The sequence below is a fragment of the Aeromonas sp. A35_P genome (assembly GCF_002259925.1).
Taxonomy (GTDB): domain Bacteria; phylum Pseudomonadota; class Gammaproteobacteria; order Enterobacterales; family Aeromonadaceae; genus Aeromonas; species Aeromonas dhakensis.
The window spans coordinates 16898-37724 of sequence record NZ_NEVB01000088.1 but is presented as its reverse complement, the minus strand read 5'-3'; the positions used below and the strand labels follow the sequence as shown (position 1 = coordinate 37724).

General features: G+C 63.4%; 22 protein-coding genes and 2 pseudogenes. 2 read left to right on the top strand and 22 right to left on the bottom strand.

Annotated features, from left to right (window positions below; translation table 11 throughout):
* Nucleotides 1-82: 82 nt before the first annotated feature.
* From fliR to CAK78_RS06665, 21 genes and pseudogenes are all read right to left on the bottom strand, one after another.
* Complete coding sequence (gene fliR / locus CAK78_RS06765) at nt 83-874, bottom strand: flagellar biosynthetic protein FliR (RefSeq protein WP_094696780.1); 792 nt, start codon at nt 872-874, stop codon at nt 83-85.
* 49 nt (nt 875-923) lie between these two features.
* A complete protein-coding gene (gene fliQ, locus CAK78_RS06760) occupies nt 924-1193 on the bottom strand; it encodes a flagellar biosynthesis protein FliQ (protein WP_005298799.1) in 270 nt (89 codons plus the stop codon).
* Between the two features lie 72 nt (nt 1194-1265).
* Nucleotides 1266-2120, bottom strand: a pseudogene (gene fliP / locus CAK78_RS06755) (flagellar type III secretion system pore protein FliP); the annotation flags it as partial.
* Nucleotides 2107-2490, bottom strand: coding sequence for a flagellar biosynthetic protein FliO (gene fliO, locus CAK78_RS06750; RefSeq protein WP_017785777.1), 384 nt, complete (start codon nt 2488-2490; stop codon nt 2107-2109). The pseudogene fliP and the gene fliO, both read right to left, overlap by 14 nt.
* Nucleotides 2487-2879, bottom strand: coding sequence for a flagellar motor switch protein FliN (gene fliN, locus CAK78_RS06745; RefSeq protein WP_005298791.1), 393 nt, complete (start codon nt 2877-2879; stop codon nt 2487-2489). The genes fliO and fliN overlap by 4 nt, the downstream gene beginning before the upstream one ends.
* 51 nt (nt 2880-2930) lie before the next feature.
* Nucleotides 2931-4001 (bottom strand): flagellar motor switch protein FliM, encoded by a 1071-nt coding sequence (gene fliM, locus CAK78_RS06740; RefSeq protein WP_005298775.1) that lies wholly within the window; start codon nt 3999-4001, stop codon nt 2931-2933.
* A gap of 9 nt (nt 4002-4010) precedes the next feature.
* A complete protein-coding gene (gene fliL, locus CAK78_RS06735; protein ID WP_005298773.1) occupies nt 4011-4529 on the bottom strand; it encodes a flagellar basal body-associated protein FliL in 519 nt (172 codons plus the stop codon).
* A gap of 57 nt (nt 4530-4586) precedes the next feature.
* Nucleotides 4587-6593, bottom strand: coding sequence for a flagellar hook-length control protein FliK (locus CAK78_RS06730; RefSeq protein ID WP_176452706.1), 2007 nt, complete (start codon nt 6591-6593; stop codon nt 4587-4589).
* A 91-nt stretch (nt 6594-6684) separates the two neighbouring features.
* The gene (gene fliJ / locus CAK78_RS06725) at nt 6685-7125 is read right to left on the bottom strand and encodes a flagellar export protein FliJ (protein WP_005298769.1); all 441 of its coding nucleotides are present in this window, start codon (nt 7123-7125) and stop codon (nt 6685-6687) included.
* Between the two features lie 26 nt (nt 7126-7151).
* The gene (fliI, locus tag CAK78_RS06720; protein WP_005298767.1) at nt 7152-8483 is read right to left on the bottom strand and encodes a flagellar protein export ATPase FliI; all 1332 of its coding nucleotides are present in this window, start codon (nt 8481-8483) and stop codon (nt 7152-7154) included.
* A 63-nt stretch (nt 8484-8546) separates the two neighbouring features.
* Nucleotides 8547-9353: pseudogene (fliH, locus tag CAK78_RS06715) on the bottom strand (flagellar assembly protein FliH).
* 64 nt (nt 9354-9417) lie between these two features.
* Complete coding sequence (gene fliG, locus CAK78_RS06710; protein WP_005298762.1) at nt 9418-10479, bottom strand: flagellar motor switch protein FliG; 1062 nt, start codon at nt 10477-10479, stop codon at nt 9418-9420.
* Nucleotides 10472-12184, bottom strand: coding sequence for a flagellar basal-body MS-ring/collar protein FliF (gene fliF, locus CAK78_RS06705; protein ID WP_005298761.1), 1713 nt, complete (start codon nt 12182-12184; stop codon nt 10472-10474). Before fliF ends, fliG begins: the two co-directional genes overlap by 8 nt.
* Nucleotides 12185-12239: 55 nt before the next feature.
* The gene (gene fliE, locus CAK78_RS06700) at nt 12240-12557 is read right to left on the bottom strand and encodes a flagellar hook-basal body complex protein FliE (RefSeq protein WP_094696779.1); all 318 of its coding nucleotides are present in this window, start codon (nt 12555-12557) and stop codon (nt 12240-12242) included.
* Nucleotides 12558-12674: 117 nt separating this feature from the next.
* A complete protein-coding gene (locus CAK78_RS06695) occupies nt 12675-13064 on the bottom strand; it encodes a hypothetical protein (protein ID WP_094696778.1) in 390 nt (129 codons plus the stop codon).
* A gap of 148 nt (nt 13065-13212) precedes the next feature.
* A complete protein-coding gene (gene befA, locus CAK78_RS06690; RefSeq protein WP_094696777.1) occupies nt 13213-13989 on the bottom strand; it encodes a beta cell expansion factor BefA in 777 nt (258 codons plus the stop codon).
* 112 nt (nt 13990-14101) lie between these two features.
* Complete coding sequence (gene arsC, locus CAK78_RS06685; protein WP_176452705.1) at nt 14102-14527, bottom strand: glutaredoxin-dependent arsenate reductase; 426 nt, start codon at nt 14525-14527, stop codon at nt 14102-14104.
* A 63-nt stretch (nt 14528-14590) separates the two neighbouring features.
* Nucleotides 14591-15655: an ACR3 family arsenite efflux transporter gene (arsB, locus tag CAK78_RS06680; protein ID WP_094696775.1), complete on the bottom strand. Its 1065-nt coding sequence runs from the start codon at nt 15653-15655 to the stop codon at nt 14591-14593.
* Between the two features lie 101 nt (nt 15656-15756).
* Nucleotides 15757-17520 (bottom strand): arsenical pump-driving ATPase, encoded by a 1764-nt coding sequence (gene arsA, locus CAK78_RS06675; protein WP_094696774.1) that lies wholly within the window; start codon nt 17518-17520, stop codon nt 15757-15759.
* A gap of 39 nt (nt 17521-17559) precedes the next feature.
* Complete coding sequence (gene arsD, locus CAK78_RS06670) at nt 17560-17928, bottom strand: arsenite efflux transporter metallochaperone ArsD (RefSeq protein WP_094696773.1); 369 nt, start codon at nt 17926-17928, stop codon at nt 17560-17562.
* 4 nt (nt 17929-17932) lie between these two features.
* Nucleotides 17933-18301, bottom strand: a complete 369-nt coding sequence (locus tag CAK78_RS06665) for an ArsR/SmtB family transcription factor (RefSeq protein ID WP_005298747.1) — start codon at nt 18299-18301, stop codon at nt 17933-17935.
* Between the two features lie 192 nt (nt 18302-18493).
* Here CAK78_RS06665 and CAK78_RS06660 point away from each other — a divergent pair, with 192 nt between their 5' ends.
* Nucleotides 18494-18802 (top strand): DUF134 domain-containing protein, encoded by a 309-nt coding sequence (locus tag CAK78_RS06660; RefSeq protein ID WP_026139307.1) that lies wholly within the window; start codon nt 18494-18496, stop codon nt 18800-18802.
* On the top strand, nt 18799-19320 hold the full coding sequence (locus tag CAK78_RS06655) for a NifB/NifX family molybdenum-iron cluster-binding protein (RefSeq protein ID WP_094696772.1): 522 nt from the start codon (nt 18799-18801) through the stop codon (nt 19318-19320). Before CAK78_RS06660 ends, CAK78_RS06655 begins: the two co-directional genes overlap by 4 nt.
* 213 nt (nt 19321-19533) lie before the next feature.
* Here the strand turns inward: CAK78_RS06655 and CAK78_RS06645 are convergent, their stop codons facing one another.
* Entirely contained in the window at nt 19534-20625 is a 1092-nt protein-coding gene (locus tag CAK78_RS06645) for an HD-GYP domain-containing protein (protein ID WP_026142075.1), read from the bottom strand.
* Between the last annotated feature and the right edge of the window lie 202 nt (nt 20626-20827).

The following is a 20827-nucleotide window of genomic DNA, read 5'->3' as shown; positions in this document are numbered from 1 at the left end:
CCGCTCGCCGCCGTTCAGCAGAGCGAATGCCAGGGCGCAGACCAGCGCGGCCTGCGGCAGGTAACGGCGCCCCGCTGCCACCTTACTGGCCCCCCAGACACTGGGTGCCGATGAGGGTGCAACTGCTCTCCTGCACCCGCTCCCACATGCTGTCGAAGTGACCGAGGAAGCCGCCGATGGTGAGCCAGAGGATCAGCAGGCCAGACATCATGCTGACCGCAAAACCGATGCTGAAGATGTTGAGCTGGGGGGCGGCACGGGTCATGACGCCGAAGGCAAAGTTGATGAGCAGCAGAGCGACGATGGCGGAGAGCGCCATCACCAGCGAGGCCTGATACATGACCCCGAGAAAACCGATCAGATCGCGAATGGAGGGCAGGCTGAGGCCGCTGTCCGACACCGGCAGGGTATCAAAGCTCAACACCACCATGCGCAGCATGATGAGGTGGCCATCCACCGCCAGAAATACCAGGGTCGCCAGCATCAGATAGAACTGACCCACCACAGGGGCCGACTGGCCGTTCATGGGATCCACCAGGGTGGCGAAACCCAGGCTGGTCTGCATGGCGATGATCTGACCGGCCATCACGAAGCTCTCCATCAGAAACTGGGTCATGAGGCCGAGGGCGATGCCGATCAGCAGCTGCTGCCCCAGCACCAGAAAACTGCCGACGGAGAAGAGCTCTATCCTGGGCATGGCGGGCAAGAGAGGGGCGATCATCAGGGTGAGCGCCAGCGCCAGGCTGATGCGAATGCGGGCCGGGGTCAGCCGGCTGCCGAACACCGCCATCACCATCAGCAGCCCGCTCACTCGCGCCAACGGCCAGACGATGGAAGACAACCACTCCATGATGAGAGCGGTTGTATAGGTCATGCGGGCACCTTGCCGGCCTGCGGCAGCGGCAGGCGCACGGCCTGGCTACTCATCCCACCACCTCGGGAATTTGACTCACCATCAGCATGAAGAAGTCCATCAGACTCTGCAGGCCCCAGTGGGCCCCCGCCCCCAGCGCAAACAGGGTGACGATGAGACGGGGCAGAAAGCTCAGGGTCTGTTCGTTGATGGAGGTGGCGGCCTGGAAGATGGCCACCAGCAAGCCGACGCAGAGGCTCGGCAGGATCACGGCACACACCATGATGGTGACCAGCCAGAGCGCCTCGCGAAAGACGTCGATAAAGGTTTCAGGACTCATGCCATTCGCTCCTTGCGCCGTTCGCCCTTGACCACCGGCACCCAGACCAAAACTGTTGGCCAGGGATCCCAGAATGAGGTTCCAGCCATCCACCATGACAAACAGCATCAGCTTGAACGGCAGCGACACCGGATATGGAGGAGAGCATCATCATCCGGCACCCAGCCCGAAGCTGTTGGCCAGGGACCCCAGAATGAGGTTCCAGCCATCCACCATGACAAACAGCATCAGCTTGAACGGCAGCGACACCAGCATGGGCGACAGCATCATCATCCCCATCGCCATCAGGATACTGGCCACCACCAGATCTATCACCAGGAAGGGCAGGAACAGCATGAAGCCTATCTGGAAGGCGGTCTTGAGCTCGCTGGTGACGAACGCCGGGATCAGCACCCGCAGCGGCACGTCGGCGGGCTTGTCCACCTGCACGTTCGCTATCTCCATGAAGGTGTTGAGATCCTTGATCCGGGTCTGCGCCAGCATGAACTGGTGGATGGGCAGTTCGGCCCGCTCCAGCGCCTCTTTGGCCTGAATGGTTTCGGCCAGATAAGGTTGTAGTGCCTCGTTGTTGATGCGATCCAGCACCGGCGACATGATGAAAAACGACATGAAGAGGGCGATGCCGATCAACACCTGGTTGGAGGGGCTCTGCTGTAGGCCGATGGCCTGGCGCAGGATGCCGAGCACTATGATGATGCGGGTGAAGGAGGTCATCATGATGACCATGGCCGGCAGAAAGGAGAGCGCCGTCATCAGCGCCAGCACCTGCAGGGTCAGGCTGTATTCCTGACTGCCGTCCGCCATGGTCTTGATGGTGACCGCCGACATGCCGTCCTGGGCCAGCGCCAGCGGCGAGCAGAGGATCAGGAGGGATAACAGGCCGACCAGCAGCCCACCGTGCGGCCGTGAGCCGTTAGCTTTTTTCATGCTTGCCCATCAATTTGCCAAGCTGCTGGGAAAATGCCTGGGGCTGGCTCTCGTCCAGCGGCTCTTCCAGGCGATAGAGAAAGTTGACCTGCTGCGGCGTCACCCCGAGCAGCAGTTGCTGCTCGCCCACCTTGACCACCAGCAGCTTCTCCTTGTAGCCCACCGGCAGGCTGGCGATGACACGCATCTGGCCGCCGCCCATGGCGGTGGCAATCTTGCTTTTCTTGAGCAGGAAACCGAGCACCAGGATGAGGCCAATGACCATCAGACTGGAGAGCAGCCAGGAGGTGAGGCTGGGCGGATTGGCGCCCGCACCGGGTTCAGCCAGTGCAGGGAGGGATAACAGCAGTAACGGGAACACGCGGATCATTTGAGCTTCTTGATCCTTTCGATTTGGCTGATGACGTCGGTCAATCGGATACCGAACTTGTCGTTCACCACCACCACCTCGCCGTGGGCGATCAGGGTGCCGTTGACCAGCACGTCCAGCGGCTCGCCTGCCACCCGATCCAGCTCCACCACCGAGCCCTGATTGAGCTGCAGCAGGTTGCGAATGCTGATCTGGCTGCGGCCCACCTCCATGGCGATGGTGACCGGGATATCCAGAATGGTATCCAGCTTGCGCCGCTCCTCGGCACTGATGGGGGCATCGTCCTTGAGCTCCTCGAGAGGAGCGGGCTTGGCTTCGGCAGTCACCTGCTCTTCCAGCGCGGCAGCCCAGGCGTCCGCCATCAGATCCTCTTCCTCAGTTCCGCTCATCTTGAATTCCTTATGCTGTTTTCGTGACGGTCTGCCCAGGCAGGCCATCGTTTATTGCTGTTGGTCTCCGATGCTGCGCTCGAGCTCTTCCAGCTCGGCCTCGCCATCGATGCGTACGCCGCCCCGGGTCACCAGATGCATCTCTGTCTTGACCCCTTCCGGGCGTTTGAGTTTGTCGGTGATCTTGAGCGCCACATTGTCCTTGGTCCGACCCATCTTGGCGTGGAAGGTGGGCAAGTCCTCCACGAACACCAGCAGGTTCTCCGGCATCTCCACCGGGATGATGTCGCCAGGCTGCAGCTCCATCAGCTCGCGCAGGGTGAGCTCGGTCTCCAGCAACTTGGCCCGCAGCTCCACCTTGACGTCCATGATCTCGTCACGCAGCGCCTTGCTCCAGCGCACGTCGGTGTCGCCCTTGTCGCTCTGCACACCGGCATCCAGCAGCTCGCGGATCGGTTCCAGCATGGAGTAGGGCATGGCCACGTGGAAGTCGCCACCGCCGCCGTCCAGCTCGATGTGGAACGAACTCACCACGATCACCTCGGTGGGGCTGACGATGTTGGCCATGGCCGGGTTCACCTCGGAGTCGAGGTACTCGAAGCCCACGTCCATCACCGGCGCCCAGGCATCCTTGTAGTCCTCGAACACCAGCTTGAGCAGCATCTGGATAATGCGTCGCTCGGTGGGGGTGAACTCGCGCCCCTCGATCTTGGCGTGGTAGCGGCCGTCACCACCGAAGAAGTTCTCCACCAGGATGAAGACCAGCCGCGCCTCCATGGTGATGAGCGCCGTCCCCTTGAGGGGGCGGAAACGTACCATGTTGAGACTGGTCGGCACGAACAGGGTGTGGACGTATTCGCCGAATTTCAGCATCTGCACGCCGTTGATGGAGACCTCGGCAGTGCGGCGCATCATGTTGAACAGGCTGATCCGCATGTGGCGGGCGAAACGCTCGTTCACCAGCTCCAGGGTCGGCATGCGACCACGGACGATGCGGTCCTGGGAGGAGAAGTCAAACTGGGCGACGCCGGGATCCCCCGCCGCGCCTATCTCCTCCTCTTCGACATCATCGACCCCGTGCAAGAGGGCATCAATTTCGTCCTGACTTAACAGATCGCTCACGCTTCACCCTTATTGCATGACAAAGCCGGTAAACAGCACTTGTTCGATAACGGGGGAAGAGACCAGGTCATTGAGCACCCGACGGCACTCTTCCAGTGAATCCTTGCGCAGCTTCTCTTTACCCTCGAAGGTCATCAGCTGCTCGCTGGTGGCCGCACTGAAGACCCGCAGCAGGGTGCCTTCGATGAGGGGGATATTCTGCTTGGCCAGCGTTTCGTCAGCGGTACCGCGCACCATCAGCTGGATCTTGATTTGCACCAGCCGGTCGCGCTGACCGCCGGAGACGTTGAACACAAAGGGGCGCGGCATGCCCACGTAGAGCGAGGGCTGGGGCGCCGCCTCCTTGGGCTTGGCATCCTTGCCCTCCCCTGCGGCTTCGGCCGCCGGCTTGTCGCCGCCGGCCAGCATGAACCAGGCACCGGCACCACCGCCCCCCAGCACAATCACGGCCAGGGCGATAATCATGATCAGCTTCTTTTTCTTGCCTGCCGCCGGATCTTTCAGCGTCAGTTCGTTATCGTCTGCCATCCCTTGTCCACCCTAGTCTCAAACTTGTTCGATATCATAAACTTACTCGGGCCGGCATCAAGCATAGAAATCAATTCCGCGGTCGTTTGTCGATTCCCTCGACAAACTCATGCCGGCGCCCGTGACCTCTGCCTCAGTTTGGCCTGTTTCGGCAAAAGATCCGCTGCCTTTTTGTCCCTGCTGGCCCTGACCGGAGAAGCCCGACTGCCCCTGTGACTGCTGTTGCGGCTGTTGCTGCACCTGGGTCTGGCCAAGCTGGATGCCCTGCCCTGCCAGCATATCACGCAGCCGGGGCATGGCCTGCTCCAGCATTTCCCGGGTCTGGCCGTGCTGGACCACGAAGTGCACGTTGGCCTGGTTGGAGGAGTCTATCTGGATCTGGATCTTCATCTTGCCAAGCCCGAGCGGGTCGAGCTGGATCTCCGCCTGCTGCAGCTTGTCCGCCAGCATCAGGTTCACCTTCTGGTGCAGCTGGGCCGGCGCCTCCGGGTCGGCCAGCTTGAGGTGGGGCAGATTGGCGGGATCCCGCCGCGCGGCCAGCTCGGCGGTGGCAGGCCGGTTGTCATGACCGACCGCTTGGGGCTGGCTGTTCTGCTGGACCTGCTGACTGTGGCTGCTCTCCGGGGTGGCGGTCGTCTCACTGCTGCCCTGGCTGGTACCGCGAACCAGCTCTGCCGTCTTCTGTTTCAGGTCAACCTTGACCTCGCTTCTGCCTCTGGCGCTGTCGCTGCGCTCGGTGGCTTCCATCTGCTTGAGTCCGGCCGACAGGCTGGCCAGGGAGGCTTGCGGGCCCTGGGGTTCACTGCTGGCCAGCACCTGCTGCGGCGCCACCAGCACGGGTTCGCTCGGGGTGGCGGCCGGCGCCGGCGTGCTGCCGGCTGCAGGCGCGGGCTGGCTCTCCGTCTTGGCCGCCGTCGCGGGTTTGGAGTGGCCATCCCCCTCGGCAACGCTCTGCGGCTGCGCCTTTTCAGAGGTCAGGTTCGCCTCGCTATCGGCCCGGCTCATCCCCTCGGCAAACGCCATGGCGGCGCCCGGCTGTGCGGCCACTGTGTTGTGGGTGGTCTGCAGCGGGGAAGGCCTGGCAGGCTCATCCTTGCCGGCCATGGGCGGCACCACAGGCTTGGCCCCCTTGTCTGCACCCTCCACCTGGATTTGGGCGTTCTCCTTATCCTGTCCGCTTACCGCAGCAGCGGCTGGCACCTTGCTCTGCAAGGCTGCCCGCTCGGCGGCGGAGAGCGCGCTTTTGCTCCCCTTGGTATCTTTGCCATTTTTATCGGCATGCTGGTCGGCATTGGCGCTACCGGCGCCGCTCTCCTTGTCACTTCCCTCTTTCCCGGCCTCCTGCAACTGAGCCGCCAGGGCGGCGTCATCCGTCACGACGGCATCCGGCTGCGTGGCTTTCGCATCAACCGGTGCACTGGTTTCGCCCGTGAGCAAGCTGGCAGCCTGACGGGCCAGCGCGGCGGCAGCGGTCGTCGTCCCCTGCTTGTCGCCGCTGCCGGCGAGCGGCTCGGTGAGGGTGGTCGATGTTTCGGCCGACGCAGCCTGCGCGTCATCCGGCGGCAACATCTTGCCGTCCGTCTCGACCACGGGTGCGCTGGCGACCAGCGTGATGGCCGCCGGGGCGACCAGGGAGGTGTCCTGTTTGAGGGCATCCTGCAGACGCTGCAGGAAGTCGTTGGGGGCGAGGGCGGGGTCGGGATCGCTCCCCTTCTGTGGCTTGTCGTCGGCGCCAGCGGCCTCTTCGGCTTCATTCGCCAAAGATTTGGCAGCCTCGCCCTTGGCGTTCTGCAGCGGCTTGTCGCTCTCCACTGCACCGGCACGCTCCGGCCCGGTGCCAGGCCACGACCCGGCCTTGCCATCAGCGTTGGCAACATGGCCATCGGCTTTGGCATTGCCCTTGCCGGCCTGCTGCACCCGGTTCATCACCTCGGAAAAGCCGCCCTTGCCGTCGCTCTGCATGGCTCCTTCGCTACCATCCTGACTCGCCGTCAACACCGCACTCTTGTCGGCAGCGGCGGCTGTCGGTGCGGCGGAAGAATTGGTTAACAGTGTCTGCATCATGGTGAAGATTCCTGACGGCATTCGGCTTCGGGTTTCTCCTCAGCTCCCCAGAGGGAGTGAGGCGCACACGGGATGGCAAGAAGAAGGCAAGTTACAGGCCAGAATGGTGGAAACGGCGAAGCGTGGCGTACTCATCCAGCATCTTCTGCTCCTGGCGCTGGGCTTTAAGCTGCTCGCGCCCCGCCTGCTTGGCCAGCAGCAGCTCCACCGCCTTGCGCCGCTGCTGGGCGGCCAGCCACTCTTCACGGCGCAGCTCCAGCGCCTGGCGTACCTGCAGCACCCCTTCGTACTGCTGGGTCGCCGCCTGCTCGAGCTTGTTGATGAAGGCGTGATACTGGCTGTTCTGCTGGGCACCGATCCCCTGCAGGCCGCGGTCGGTCCACTGCTGGTGGTAGATCTGGCGGTACTGGTTGAGCGCATCCTGCTGCTCCAGGAAGATTTTCAGATCCTGCTGGGCCTTGGCCAGCGCCAGCGCGGCCTGCTGCTCGGCCTCTACCAGCCGCTCCGACAACATCATCAAGCCTTTACTCATGGTCACGCCTCCCCTTCATCTTCTCGTCAACGCATCAGCGGCATGGCCACCAGCTGCAGGGCCTGCAGGCCGGCATCGTAGTGAATGACCTCGCGCATCCCCTGCTGCAAGAACTGATCCAGATAGGGTTTTTGAATGATGGCCCGGTCGATGCGGGGGTCGGAGCCCTGGCTGTAGGCACCGATGGTGATGAGATCCCGGTTCTGCTGGTAGAGGGAGTAGAACTGCTTGAGGGTACGCGCCAGCTCCATGTGCTCCGGCGAGGTCACCATGGGCATGACCCGGCTGATGGACTTCTCGATGTCGATGGCCGGGTAGTGGCCGGAGTCGGCCAGCTCGCGCGACAGCACTATGTGGCCGTCGAGGATGGCCCGCGCCGCGTCGGCGATGGGATCCTGCAGATCGTCCCCCTCCGTCAGCACGGTGAAAAACGCCGTGATCGAGCCCTGGCCGTCGCTGCCGTTGCCGGCACGCTCCACCAGCGCCGGCAATTTGGCGAACACCGAGGGGGGATACCCCTTGGTGGCCGGCGGCTCGCCCACCGCCAGGGCGATCTCGCGCTGGGCCTGGGCGTAACGGGTGAGCGAGTCCATCAGCAGCAGCACGTTGAGCCCCTGATCGCGGAAGTACTCGGCGATGGCCAGCGCCGTTTCACACCCCTTGAGCCGCATCAGCGGTGAGGCATCGGCCGGCGCCGCCACCACCACGGCACGCTCGCGCCCCTCCTCCCCCAGGATCTCCTCGATGAACTCCTTCACCTCGCGGCCCCGTTCACCGATGAGCCCCACCACCACCACGTCGGCCACCGAGCCGCGGGTCATCATGCCGAGCAGCACGGATTTGCCGACGCCGGAGCCGGCGAACAGCCCCATCCGCTGGCCCTGCCCCACGGTCAGCACGGCGTTGATGGCACGCACCCCCACGTCCATCGGCTGATGGATCGGGCGGCGGGAGAGCGGGTTGATGCGGTGCTGGGCAAACTGCACAGTCTGGGAAGAGAGGATGGGACCGAGCCCGTCCAGCGGCTGGCCGATGCCGTCGATGACCCGGCCCAGCAGGTTCATGCCGACCGGAATGCCGTGCTCCTCGGTGATGGGCACCACCCGGGCGCCGGGAATGACCCCCTTGAGCTGTTCGCTCGGCATCAGAAACAGGCGATCGCCGGAGAAGCCGACCACTTCGGCCTCAAGCGAACCGTCCTGGGTATCGATGCGACAGAGTGCCCCGATGGCGGCGCGGCAGCCGATGGCCTCCAGGGTCAAGCCCACCACCCGGGTGAGCTTGCCGGCCACCGGGGGTTTGGGGGCGATATCGCGAACCCGATACCCCTGCAACCGATTGAGTAACGAGCCGCTCATCCGGCCTCCTGAAAGCTGGTGTTGGATGCGTTGAAAAATAGACGGGGCAAGCAGGCCGGGCCGCTAGCCGCGGCCATCCTGCGATGCATTGTCCCGCAGAAAGTTGCGCAGCAGCTGATCGATGCGCCCCGAGAGGGTCAGATCGATGCTGGAAAGCTCGGTGGCCAGTTGCAGATCGCCGGGGGAGAGGGTGGGATCGCTTTGCAGTCGCCAGTGGCGCTTGGCGCACTCCTCGGCGCCAAACGCCTGCTCGACCCGGGCCAGATCGTCCGGATGCAGCATCAGGGTGACCCCCAGCTCGGCGGCGGGCAGCAGCGCCAGCCCCTGCTTGAGCGCTTCGAGCAGCAGCCTGGGCGAGGTCTCGGCTTCGTGACGGATGAGGGCGCGGGCCAGCTGCATCACCAGCGCGATGAGCTGCTGCTCCACCGCGCTGTCCAGCTCCTTGAGCGGGTTGGCGAGGCGATCGATCAGCCCCTGCCAGTGGCTCATCTGCTGCTCCACCAGTTCGCGGCCGAGAGCCAGCCCCTCCTCCTTGCCCTGCTCCAGTCCGGCGGCATGGCCCTGCTGCAAGCCTTCCAGCTTGCCCTCCTCGAGCCCCTTGGCGTAACCGGCTTCACGCCCCTCGGCCATCCCCTCTTCCCAGGCGGCCTAGCGAATGGCTTCCAGCTCCTCGGCGGTGATGCTGGGGGCCGGCTCCTCGGCCGGCTCTTCGACCGGCACCTCTTCCTCCTGCCGATACCAGTCCGGGGTCAGCCCGAGGGCATTGGTCTCGACCTCGGCCTCGACCTCCATCTCAGGCCAGCCCCAGGTCTGAACCTGGCTCTCGTCCCCGTCGGGTCTGACATAGCCGCGCAGTTTGTTGTTGTTCATCTGGCTGCCGCACTCCTCATCATCACGCTGCCGGGAATGCTATGCACGTCGAAACGAGCGTTCATCAGAGGAACTCCTCGCCGCCACCGGCACCCAGCATGATCTCGCCGGCATCCGCCAGACGACGGGCGATGGAGAGGATCTCCTTCTGGGCGGCTTCCACTTCGGAGACCCGGATCGGCCCCATGGCCTCCAGATCGTCTGCCAGCATCTCGGCGGCCCGCTTGGACATGTTCTTGAAAATCTTCTCGCGCATCTGGTCGTCGGAGCCCTTGAGGGCCCGCTGCAACAGATCGCCAGGCACTTCCCGCAGCATGGTCTGGATGCCGCGATCGTCCACGTCGATGAGGTTCTCGAACACGAACATCAAGTCCTGGATCTGCTGGCTCATCTCCTCGTCCGACTCGCGGATGGAGTCCATCAGCTGACCCTCGATGTTGGTGTCGAGGTAGTTCATGATGTTGGCCGCCGCCTTCAGGCCGCCCATCTTGGCTGCCTGGGCACCCGCCGCACCGGCGAACTGTTTCTCCATGATGTCGTTGAGCTCTTGCAGTGCCGCCGGTTGTACCTCTTCCAGGTTGGCGATGCGCATCACCAGATCCAGGCGCACCTGCTCCGGGAACTGGCTCAGGATCTCGGCCGACTGCTCCGGCTCCAGATAAGAGAGGACGATGGTCTGGATCTGCGGGTGTTCGTTCTGGATGATGCTGGCCACCTGGCGGGCATCCATCCACTTGAGGGAGTCGAGGCCGCGGGCACCGGACCCCAGGATGATCTGGTCCACCAGGTTGCTGGCCTTGTCCTCGCCAAGGGCTGCTACCAGCGCCTTGCGCACGAAGTCTTCGCTGCCGATACCGATGTTGGTGTACTTCTGGATGTCGTCGATGAATTGACGGTGGACTGCCGCCACCCGGTCGTGACTGAAATCCGACATCGAGGCCATCGACATGCCGAGCCGCTGCACCTGCTTGGGCTCGAGATGGCGGAAGATCTGGGCGGCGTCCTCTTCGTTGAGGCTCAGCATCAATACCGCCGCCATCTCCATGCCGCTCATCTGATCCAGGATCTGGCGCTGACTGTCGGTGATGTCATTGCCGGTGACCTGTGTCTTGTTTTCGTCAGCCATCTTTGTTCGCTACCCATTCTTTAATGACCTGTGCGGCCAGATCCGGTTCGTTCGCCACCAGGGCACGTACCGCCTTGAGCAAGTCTTCGTCACGGTGCAGATCCGGCAGTTTCAGATGGCCGTCACGTACCCCGAACACCGGCTCGGCTTCGGCCTGAGCCGCCAGCAGACTGAGCTCGTCATCCCCACCCAGCACGGTGTGGTTGTCGAAATCCAGTTCCCCTTCCGGCTTGGCATCCGGATAGAGCAGGCGCTTGAGCATGGGGCGCACCACGGTGACGATCAGCACTATGATGACCAGCACGGAGGCGGCGATGCGCACCGCGCGCCAGAACCAGGGCTGCTCGTAGAGCGGCGCCTCGGCCACGTTTTCAAGCTCGGGCCGGTTGAACGGGATGGCGACCACCTCCAGAGTATCACCACGGGTCACATCAAAGCCAAGGCCGCCGCTCAGCAGACGACGCAGGGTATCGAGTTCGGCCTGGGTGCGCGGCTCGCGGCTCACCTTGCCATCGGCGGCAGTGGCCGACTTGTAGTCCACCGCTACCGAGACGGTCATGCGGCGAATGCCACCCATCTGGCGCCGGATATGGCTGACGGTGGTATCCAGTTCGAAGTTGCGGGTCGCCTCCTTGCGGGAGCGGCCGGAGCTGGAGGCGGTGGTTTCGGCGTTGGGGCCGGTCGCCTGCTGCGGAATGTTGGAGGCGGCGGGCGGCTGGTTGGAGAGCGCGCCGGGCACGCCGCCGTTGCTGCCGTTGGCGCTGTTCTCTTCCATGGTCATTTCGGAGCGCACCGCCGGCAGGTCCGGGTTGTAGGTCTTGCGGGTCTGCTCCTGCTGGGAGAAGTCGAGGGAAAGGTCGACCTCCGCCGTATAATTGTCGGCGCCGAGCACCGGGATCAGGATGGCGTCAATTTTTTGTTTGTATTCCAGCTCCTGCTTCTGCTGCATCGCAAACTCCTTGCGAGTCTGGGCAGAGACGGGATCCTGGGAGCCGGAGTTGAGCAGGCGGCCGTTCTGGTCGGTCACGGTGACGCGGGTCGGCTCCAGACCGTGCACGGCGGAGGCGACCATGTCGACGATGGAGTCCACTTCCCCCTGACCGAGGGCATTGCCCTTGAGGCTCAGCACCACGGTGGCGCTGGGCTTGCGTTCGTTGCGGGCAAACACGTTGTCTTTCGGAATGGCCAGCAGCACCTGGGCCTTGGCCACGTTCTGGAACTGTTCGATGGCGCTGGCCAGCTGGCGCTCGCGGCTCAGCTTGAGGCGTTCGCTCTCCATCCGCTGGCTGACGCCGAAGCTGGAGTCCTTGAGCAGGATGTCTTCCCCGTCGGTGCTGGCGTCAGTGGCGTTGGCCAGACCGGCACGGGTCAGCGCCAGCCGGATGTTGGAGAAGTTTTCGGCATTGACCAGCACGCTCTTGCCATCCACCTGATAGGGGATCTTCTGCTGATCGAGGAAGTCGAGGGTCTTGACCAGCTCCTGGGTGGTGTAGGTGCCAAGGGGACGCATGTCCGGCTCCTTGCCCCACAACAGGATGAAAACGGCGATGGCCAGACAGATGGCCAGCCCCAGGATCAGGGTGATCTGGCGCAGCACATCCGTGTTGGACAGAAAGCCGAGTGCTGAACTCTTCTGCTCATTCTCATCGAGGGCGGCGGTGCCCTCATCGTTCATCAGCAGTTCGCCGTTTTGATCAGTAGCCACGATTTATGTCCTTATTGCTGACATGTTCATGATGCTCAGTCGCCATGGGCCTGAGTTACACCGGCATGTTCATGATGGTCTTATAGGCATCGACCATCTTGTTGCGCACCTGCACCGTCGCTTCGAAGGCGATGGAGGATTTTTGTCCGGCGATCATCACTTCGGACAGGTCGACCGAGTTGTCGCCCATGTCGAAACGGGTGCGCAGATCGTTGGCGGCCCCTTGCAGCTCGTTGACGTTGCCAAGGGCCTGCTGCAGCAGTTGACCAAAATCGGAGCTGACCTGACGGCTAGGCTGGGTGAGCGGCGTGGCGCCGGCTTCCACCTTGAGGGCCTGCATCTCTTGCATCAGGCTGCTTGCACTGATTTCCATATTTCATCCCCAGACAAATCATTGACACTGACAGGCTCCAAGCAATAAGAGTGCCAATTAGGGAGAAGTGCCCTCGAAGCTGGGGTTCTTGTGGTCGCCAGATGATGAGCCGGCCCCTCAGGGGCGCGGCACGGCCCCCTCCCCCAGCAGCAGCCTCAGATAGCTCAGGTGGAGATCGTAGTGCTCCCCGGCGGGCAGCTTGCTCAGCACCTCGTCATGGAGGTAGCTCGCGCGGCTCGCCGCCAGCTCGGGGGGAACCAGTCCTACCGCCACCAGCCTGGCGACGATGGCCTGCGCCAGGGCCATGGTCGCCTCGTCGGCACGCCCCCAACCGAAGTGGCCCTGGTATGCAGCCCCCTCGGCGCCGGGCTCGAGGGGGGAGACCAGATCCCCGCTGACCCAGAAGGCCGTGGGGATCCCCTCCTGCAGGCGCAGATAGATGCTCTGCTTGTCCCACTCCCGACGCAGAGCTCCGTCCGCCCCGTCCTGTGCTGATGCTTGTGTCATGCCACTCTCCTTGTCTTGCTGACGAACCTGGCTGCGCCCATGAAAAAGAGGGCCGAAGGCCCTCTTTTTACTGTAATTCGCACCAATTAAACAGACGGCAATCCGCGCTGTGTGAAGAAAAACTGGCGGGGGCTCACCCTCTGCTCAATCAGCGGGTCAGATCCTTGTCCACCCAGTACTTGGAGCCCGAGATATTGGCGTCCAGCAGCAGTCCCTTCTCGCCGATCTGGTAGATGGCCATGCCGCCGTTGTATTTGGCGGTCAACTCGGCGCTCTCCTTGCCCGCCACGGCACCCACCTCGGAGGTCGCCTCCCAGCCCTGGCTGACGAAGGCATCGAACCTGGCCTTGTCCTCAAACAGGATCACCTGCTGATAGAACTTGCCGCCCAGCCCGGCCGCGAGCCCGGCGCCGAACATCTTCATGTAGGTGTGCTTGCCGGTGGTACGGTTGACGGCCACCCCGGCACCCAGGTTGGTATGCAGCATCAGGGAAAACTTGCGCGAGTCGAACACCGCATAGCCGTACGCCTTGTCAAACAACAGCTTGGCCGAGGGCTGTTCGTTGAACAGCCGCACCAGGGCGGTGTCGGCCATGGTATTGAGGGCGAGGCGCGCCTCGTCCGCCGTCTTGGGCTCCAGCATCTCGTCTAGCTTCTTGTCGGCCACCGCCAGCCACTCCTTGCCGGTGGCCACGCTCTTGTCAGTCCAGGCGCCGGCGGTATTGAACGCCTCCTCTCCCCACTGGGAGACCGAGGCCCAGGTCGCCTTGGAGAAATCGGTGACGCTCTGCCACGCCTCCTTGCTGGTGTCGCTCACTGCGTTGCCAAGCTCGGTCGCGGCCGCCTTCACCTTGGCCCAGTCGGCCAGGCTGGGGGCCGAGGTCAGTGCCAGAGCCGTGGCTATCACCAGGAATCGAATCTTCATGCTGTTTCCCCCGCTGTGATGAGTCGAGGGTCACAGTAGCAGATCCGGCGCCCACCCGGTAAGTGCATCTGCACCCTCCGGGTCAGCCGATTACGCCCGGCCCCGCGCCCTGTCAGCGCAGCCGCTTGCCGTGCTCGTCCACCACCTGCTCACCATCTTCCTTGGCGAAGGCCCCTTTTTGCTGATCGGGCAATATATCGAGCACCACTTCCGAGGGGCGGCACAGCCTAGTGCCAAGGGGCGTCACGACGATGGGACGGTTGATGAGGATCGGGTGGGCCAGCATGGCGTCGATCAGTGCGTCATCGCTGAAGCGATCTTCCGCCAGCCCCAGTGCCTCGTAGGGAGGCACGTTCTTGCGCAGCAGCTCGCGCACCGGCATCCCCATAGCGGCGATCAGCGCCACCAGCTGGTCACGGGAAGGGGGCGTCTCCAGATAGTGGATGACGGTCGGCTCGACGCCGCTGTTGCGAATAAGCTCGAGGGTGTTGCGGGAGGTGCCGCACTCTGGATTGTGATAGATGGTGATTGCACTCATTGGCATCTCTCTCATGGCTTAAGTGAATAAAAACAGTAGGTAAAAAGGGTTAGCGGCCATCTGTTAACGGCTTAGCCCCGCTTCGTACCAGGGTTTGCTGGCGTTGACGATGCGCACCACCAGCAGCATGACCGGCACCTCGATCAGCACCCCGACCACGGTGGCGAGCGCGGCGCCAGAGTGAAAGCCGAACAGGCTGATGGCGGCGGCTACCGCCAGCTCGAAGAAGTTGGAGGCGCCGATGAGGGCGGAGGGACAGGCCACCGAGTGCTGCTCCCCCACCTTGCGGTTGAGCCAGTAAGCGAGCCCCGAGTTGAACAGCACCTGGATCAGGATCGGCACCGCCAACAGGGCGATGACCAGCGGCTGCTCGATAATGGCGTTGCCCTGGAAGGCGAACAGCAGCACCAGGGTGAGCAACAGGGCCGCCACCGACCAGGGCTGGATGCGGGTCATGACGCCGTCAAAATGGACCTGCCCCTTTTTCAGCAAAGCCTTGCGCAACAGTTGGGCGATGATGACGGGAATGACGATATAGAGCACCACAGAGGTGAGCAGGGTATCCCAGGGCACCACTATGCTGGAGACCCCGAGCAGCAGGGCCACCAGCGGAGCGAAGGCAAACACCATGATGAGGTCGTTCACCGCCACCTGCGACAGGGTGAAGTAGGGATCGCCGTTGGTGAGGCGGCTCCAGACAAACACCATGGCGGTGCAGGGGGCGGCCGCCAGCAGGATCAGCCCCGCCACATAGCTGTCTAGCTGATCCGCCGGCAGCCAGTCGGCAAACAGCACCCGGATGAAGAGCCAGCCAAGGAAGGCCATGGAGAAGGGCTTGACCAGCCAGTTGATGAAGAGGGTAACCCCAATCCCCTTGAGGTGTCCCTTCACCTGGTGCAGGGCGCCGAAGTCTATCTTGAGCAGCATGGGGATGATCATCACCCAGATAAGCAGCCCCACCGGCAGGTTGACCCTGGCCACCTCCATGGCACCGATGGCCTTGAAGAGATCCGGCAGGCCCTGCCCGAGCCCAATCCCCACCAAAATGCAGAGGGCCACCCAGGCAGTGAGGTAACGTTCAAAAAAACCAATCGCCGGTTGGCTCTTGGCATCACAGGTTGCAGACATGACGACTCCCGATGCGAACATCCCGCATCTCTTTCGTTAACGACAAATGTTCATCAGCCCCGGCCACGCGGCCGGGGCCCTTGTTCAGTGATGCTGACTGCTCAGTGGTGCTGACAGAGGTGGCGCAGGGCATCCGCCCCCACCGGCTCCTCGGCGAGCAGAGGCACCACGGCGTAGCGGCTGGCGTGCTGCCGCTCGACCGCCTCGACATGGGGCAACTGGCGCTCGGCCCGCAGCTGCAGCAGCGGGGATCTGACCGCGGCTTGCTGCAGACTGTGGTTGATGAGCCAGGCCCAGGGCTCGATGCCGGCGCGGCGCAGATCGGCCTGCAGATTGGCCGCCTCCTGTACCGGGGTGGGCTCGGGCAGGGTGACGATCAGCACCTTGGTCTGTTTGGGATCCTGCAACTGCATCATGGGGGTGGTGAAGTGCAGCCCCTTGTTCCCCATCTGGCGGGCGATCTCCCTGTGGTAGGCGCCGGTGGCGTCGAGCAGCAGCAGGGTGTGGCCGGTGGGGGCGGTATCCATCACCACGAAGCGCTTGCCCGCCTCGCGGATGATGCGCGAGAAGGCCTGAAACACGGCGATCTCCTCGGTACAGGGGGAGCGCAAGTCCTCCTCCAGCAGTGCCCGCCCCTGCTCGTCCAGCGCCGCCCCCTTGCTGGCCAACACCTGGGCGCGATAGCGATCGGTCTCGGCGCGGGGGTCGATGCGGCTCACCTCGAGATGGGGCAGGCTGCCTGCCAGCGTCTCGCCGAGGTGCGCGGCCGGATCCGAGGTGGTGAGGTGCACCGGCAGGCCGCGGCTTGCCAACTCCACCGCTACCGCAGCGGCCAGGGTGGTTTTACCCACCCCACCCTTGCCCATCAGCATGATGAGGCCGTGACCGTCGGCGGCCAGCTCGTCCACCAGCGAACTCAACTCGGGCTGGGCCGGCAGATGAGCTGACGTTGCCAGTGGTGCCTGCCCACCAGCATCCTGTGGTTGCAGCAGCTGGCGCAAACTGTCGAGCCCCACCAGATTGGTGGCCAGCAGCGGCACCTGATCCCGGGTCAGCCCCTTTATCCCCTGCGACATGTCGGTGAGGGCCTGCTGCTCACGCCGCCAGATGGCCTGCGCCAGCGTGTCACCGGCGATGGCCGCCACGGGGAAGAGGCCGTTGATCACCAGCTGCTGGTTCGCCAGGCCGATGGCGGCCAGCTCCTCGTGGGTGCGGGCCACTTCCCGCAGGGTGGAGTGCTGGGCGCGCGCTACCAGCACCAGCCGGGTGCGAGCGCCGTCGGCCAGCGCCGCGACGGCCTCGGCATACTGGCTGCGCTGTTTCTCCAGCCCCGCCAACGGGCCCAGGCAGGAGGCATCCCCCTTGCCCTGCGCCAGAAATTCGCTCCAGGCACCCGGCAGTTGCAGCAGGCGGATGGTATGGCCGGTGGGGGCGGTGTCGAAGAGGATATGGTCGTACTCCGAGCGCAGTGCCGGGTCGGTGAGCAGGGCGGTGAACTCGTCAAAGGCGGCGATCTCGGTGGTGCAGGCGCCGGAGAGCTGCTCTTCGATGCTGCGCACCACGCGCTCGGGCAACTTGCCGCGCACCGGTCCGACGATCCGCTCCCGATAGGCTTTGGCCGCCGCCGGGGGATCTATCTCCAGCGCCGACAAACCGGGCACAGCGGCGATGGCGGTGATGCGATTGCCGATATCGGTGGCAAACACCTGCCCCACGTTGGAGGCGGGATCCGTGCTCACCAGCAGCACCCGCCTGCCGGCGTCACAGAGGGCCACCGCACTGGCGCAGGCCAGCGAGGTCTTGCCCACCCCGCCCTTGCCGGTGAAGAAGAGAAACGGCGGCGGATTGGTCAGAAAGTGATACATAGCCTCTCCCGTTACGACATAGTTTTGAATATCAATGCCTTAGCAGCAATCACTGCCAGGACGGCAGCCCGCTTTCACTATGCCCTTGATGGTGGCCTGCGGCGCGGGCAGGCCGGCATAGCGGGCCAGCTCGCCACGGCTCGGATAGCGGCCGGTTAGCACCACCTGACCCTCCACCAGCACCAGCGGCAGCCCCTCCTCCCCGGCGTGGGTCAGAAAGGCGCTGACCGCAGGTGTTTCGGCAAACTGCAGCGGCTGCTGGGCCAGATTGAAACGCTCGATGGCAACGCCCTGCTCCCTGGCCCAGGCCAGATCGGCGGCAAAGGTGACCAGGGACTGATCGACCTCGGTGCCGCAGACGCCGCTGACGCAGCAGAGGGCAGGGTCGAAAATCTGAATGACTGACATGGCATTACTCCTTGTGGCAGCAGGGCTGCGCAGGCAGCACATGGGGTGAGCAAGTGGACTCGGCGCGCATCATGCCGCACGCCTCCGGATGGCCGGCGCAGCACTCCTCGGTGAGATAGCCAATAAGATCCAGCATCAAGGGGATATTGGCGCGGTAGCGCAGGAAGCGCCCCTCCTGCTCCACCGACAAGAGGCCGGCATTGAGCATCGCCTTGAGATGAAACGACAGGGTGTTGGGGGCGATGTCGAGCTCGCCGGCCAGCTCGCCCGCGACCCGCCCATCCAGCCCCGCCTTGACCAGCAGCCGCCACACATCGAGCCGGATCCCGGATGCCAGCGATTCAAAGACCTTGGTGGCCGTCTCTTTGTTCATGTTTGTCTCTCGTTGGATGCGCCTTCATTTCAACTATACAAGAACCATTGAAATGATCAGGTTGCCGCCAACTCTGCTCGTGAAGCCGCAACCTCCATCTCAACAAGATCATGCCTTTCAATTACATTTTTCTTTAATTTGCATATGCCATTTATGCGGCGTATATGTGGCATATGCAAATTAGGAGTCGTTATGCCGAGACCGAAAATAGCCCGTCGTATTTGCGGGCGCCCCGCCAACAGCTGCTTCAAGCCCAATGGTGTCCCCATGCATGAACTGGAGCAGGTGGCCCTCGCCGCCGATGAGTTTGAGGCGTTGCGCCTGGTGGATCTGGAGGGCATGCAGCAACAGGAGGCCGCCCGACTCATGGGCGTTTCTCGCCAGACCTTGGCCAATACCCTCAAGCGCGCCCGCTACAAGGTGGTGGAGTGCCTGAGTTTAGGTAAGGCCCTGTTGATGCAACCCGACGTCCCGCAACCCGGTGGAGAAACCGCGCAATGAACCAGAACGTGAATACAACAGCCGTGCCAGGCAACCATGCCATCCTGTTGAGCCGGGGCCGGCCATCCGCCCACGTCAGCCGGGCTGAGCAACTGCAGATTGTCAGTCCAGCCGGCGAGGTGCTCGCGACCATGTCCAACCCGGCCAACGGCGAGGGTTGCCGTGGCAAACAGGCCCTGCTGGCGACGCTACAGGCCCATGCCGTCACTCAGGTGCTGGTACGAAACATCGGTGAGCACATGCTGGGCCGACTGCTCGATGCCGGGATATCGGTATGGCAGTACCGCTCGGCACACCTTGATCTGTCTGCTGCCCACCTTCAGCCGCTGACCGACGCCAGCCAGGGCAGTCCGTCACGCCGCAAGGCCAGCAAGGCCGGGAGTCATATCAAGGGGATCCGGCCATCCTGCAACGGCCGCAAGGGGGAACAGATCGGTGGGGAAAGTGGTTGTCACCAGGCAGAGCAGTGCGGCTGCAATCATCAGCAAGGGGACAAACCATGTCACACCTGCTGCTGAGCATGCTGGCCGCCTTCGCATTGATCCTGGCCATGAGTGCCCTGCTCTGGTGGCGCCAAACCGGGCTAGCGGCAGAGCGCCTGGGCAATAGCGACCGGCCTTGTGGCTGCGCAAGCGCTTGCTCCGAGCATCTCTATCAAATTGCAGAGCCCGCCCCCAGACATTCCCCGCGGCAGGCAAGCCAACCCTAGCACCGAGAGCGTGAACGAGAGGTCACGTTATGGCCGGATCCCGATACTGCTGATAGATGGCGCGAAACGCCTCCTTGCTGCGCAGCGCCGCCGCGACGCAGACGGGGTCGAACTGGCTGCCGGCATGGGTCTTGAGGTACTCGAAGGCCGTCTCGAACGGCCAGGCCTGCTTGTAGGGACGCTCGCTGGTGAGCGCGTCGAACACATCCGCCACCGTGACGATGCGGGCCTCCAGCGGGATCGCCTGCCCTGCCAGCCCCTCCGGATAGCCCTGGCCGTCGAAACGCTCATGATGGTAGGCAATGATGTTCTTGAGCATGTCGGTGTGATGGATGCCGTCCAGACCAAACTCCTTGATCATCAGGGCGATCATCTCCCGTCCCTTAAGCGGGTGGATCTTCATCACCGCGTACTCCTCCGGGGTCAGCTTGCCCGGTTTGAGCAGGATGGCGTCCGGCACCGCAATCTTGCCGATGTCGTGCAGCTCGGAGAAGAGATGGATGAACTCCACCTCCTCATCGTTGAGGGGGTAATGGGCTGCCACCTCGCGGGCGATGAGCCGCGAATAGCCCGACATGCGGTGCAGATGGTTGGCGGTCTCCTCGTCCCGGTAGCGGCTGAACTCCCGCGCCGTGGTCAGCGCCCCGTTCAGGGTCTGGATCGAGAAAAACTCAACAGCAATGATGGCTGCCAGGATCTGGGCATAGGCCGCCAGTTCACCGCGAATGGCCGCATCGAAATAGCCGGGCTCCCTGGCATCACAAAACAGAAAACCGAACAGCCGGCTGTTGAACAGCAGCGGCTCGGTGTAACTCGACTCATAGCCGGCCGCCAGCAGCTTGCGGCTGTGCTCGGCGGGGGACCCTTGCAGCGAGCCCAGAGTATCGAGCACCCTGGGTTGCTGGCGCTCGGCCAGATAGCGCAGGGAGGGCACCTCGCTCAGCTTCACCTCGTACTGCAACAGCGGCGAGCCCCCCTCCGTGCTGTGGGCAAAGGTCTTGAGCTTGTCCGTCTGCTGGTCATAGATGGCGACCGCAACCCGGCTCAACTTGTCAAACCGCTGCCTGAGCGTGGCGTGCACGTTCTGCACTTTTTCGCCAAATGAACTCTCCATCCCGCACGTCCTTCTGCTATTCCTGCAGGGAGTATAGTGACCCCTGTTTTCACTCTCCTGCCAAATTGACTCAAGCGTCAGCAACAGAGATCACAACCCCGCTGGCCGGCCGGCAAGGCCTGTTGCCACCATGGTTTTCTCCTTTGACGACCCATTGTGGCCCGGGCAAAGAGATTGTTCGCTTCCGACGTGCCGGCTGTAT

Coding starts and splice junctions, on each gene's coding strand:
- fliR (WP_094696780.1), bottom strand. CDS start 874: ATGACCTATACAACCGCTCTCATCATGGAGTGGTTGTCTTCCATCGTC.
- fliQ (WP_005298799.1), bottom strand. CDS start 1,193: ATGAGTCCTGAAACCTTTATCGACGTCTTTCGCGAGGCGCTCTGGCTG.
- fliO (WP_017785777.1), bottom strand. CDS start 2,490: ATGATCCGCGTGTTCCCGTTACTGCTGTTATCCCTCCCTGCACTGGCT.
- fliN (WP_005298791.1), bottom strand. CDS start 2,879: ATGAGCGGAACTGAGGAAGAGGATCTGATGGCGGACGCCTGGGCTGCC.
- fliL (WP_005298773.1), bottom strand. CDS start 4,529: ATGGCAGACGATAACGAACTGACGCTGAAAGATCCGGCGGCAGGCAAG.
- CAK78_RS06730 (WP_176452706.1), bottom strand. CDS start 6,593: ATGATGCAGACACTGTTAACCAATTCTTCCGCCGCACCGACAGCCGCC.
- fliJ (WP_005298769.1), bottom strand. CDS start 7,125: ATGAGTAAAGGCTTGATGATGTTGTCGGAGCGGCTGGTAGAGGCCGAG.
- fliI (WP_005298767.1), bottom strand. CDS start 8,483: ATGAGCGGCTCGTTACTCAATCGGTTGCAGGGGTATCGGGTTCGCGAT.
- fliG (WP_005298762.1), bottom strand. CDS start 10,479: ATGGCTGACGAAAACAAGACACAGGTCACCGGCAATGACATCACCGAC.
- fliE (WP_094696779.1), bottom strand. CDS start 12,557: ATGGAAATCAGTGCAAGCAGCCTGATGCAAGAGATGCAGGCCCTCAAG.
- CAK78_RS06695 (WP_094696778.1), bottom strand. CDS start 13,064: ATGACACAAGCATCAGCACAGGACGGGGCGGACGGAGCTCTGCGTCGG.
- befA (WP_094696777.1), bottom strand. CDS start 13,989: ATGAAGATTCGATTCCTGGTGATAGCCACGGCTCTGGCACTGACCTCG.
- arsC (WP_176452705.1), bottom strand. CDS start 14,527: ATGAGTGCAATCACCATCTATCACAATCCAGAGTGCGGCACCTCCCGC.
- arsB (WP_094696775.1), bottom strand. CDS start 15,655: ATGTCTGCAACCTGTGATGCCAAGAGCCAACCGGCGATTGGTTTTTTT.
- arsA (WP_094696774.1), bottom strand. CDS start 17,520: ATGTATCACTTTCTGACCAATCCGCCGCCGTTTCTCTTCTTCACCGGC.
- arsD (WP_094696773.1), bottom strand. CDS start 17,928: ATGTCAGTCATTCAGATTTTCGACCCTGCCCTCTGCTGCGTCAGCGGC.
- CAK78_RS06665 (WP_005298747.1), bottom strand. CDS start 18,301: ATGAACAAAGAGACGGCCACCAAGGTCTTTGAATCGCTGGCATCCGGG.
- CAK78_RS06660 (WP_026139307.1), top strand. CDS start 18,494: ATGCCGAGACCGAAAATAGCCCGTCGTATTTGCGGGCGCCCCGCCAAC.
- CAK78_RS06655 (WP_094696772.1), top strand. CDS start 18,799: ATGAACCAGAACGTGAATACAACAGCCGTGCCAGGCAACCATGCCATC.
- CAK78_RS06645 (WP_026142075.1), bottom strand. CDS start 20,625: ATGGAGAGTTCATTTGGCGAAAAAGTGCAGAACGTGCACGCCACGCTC.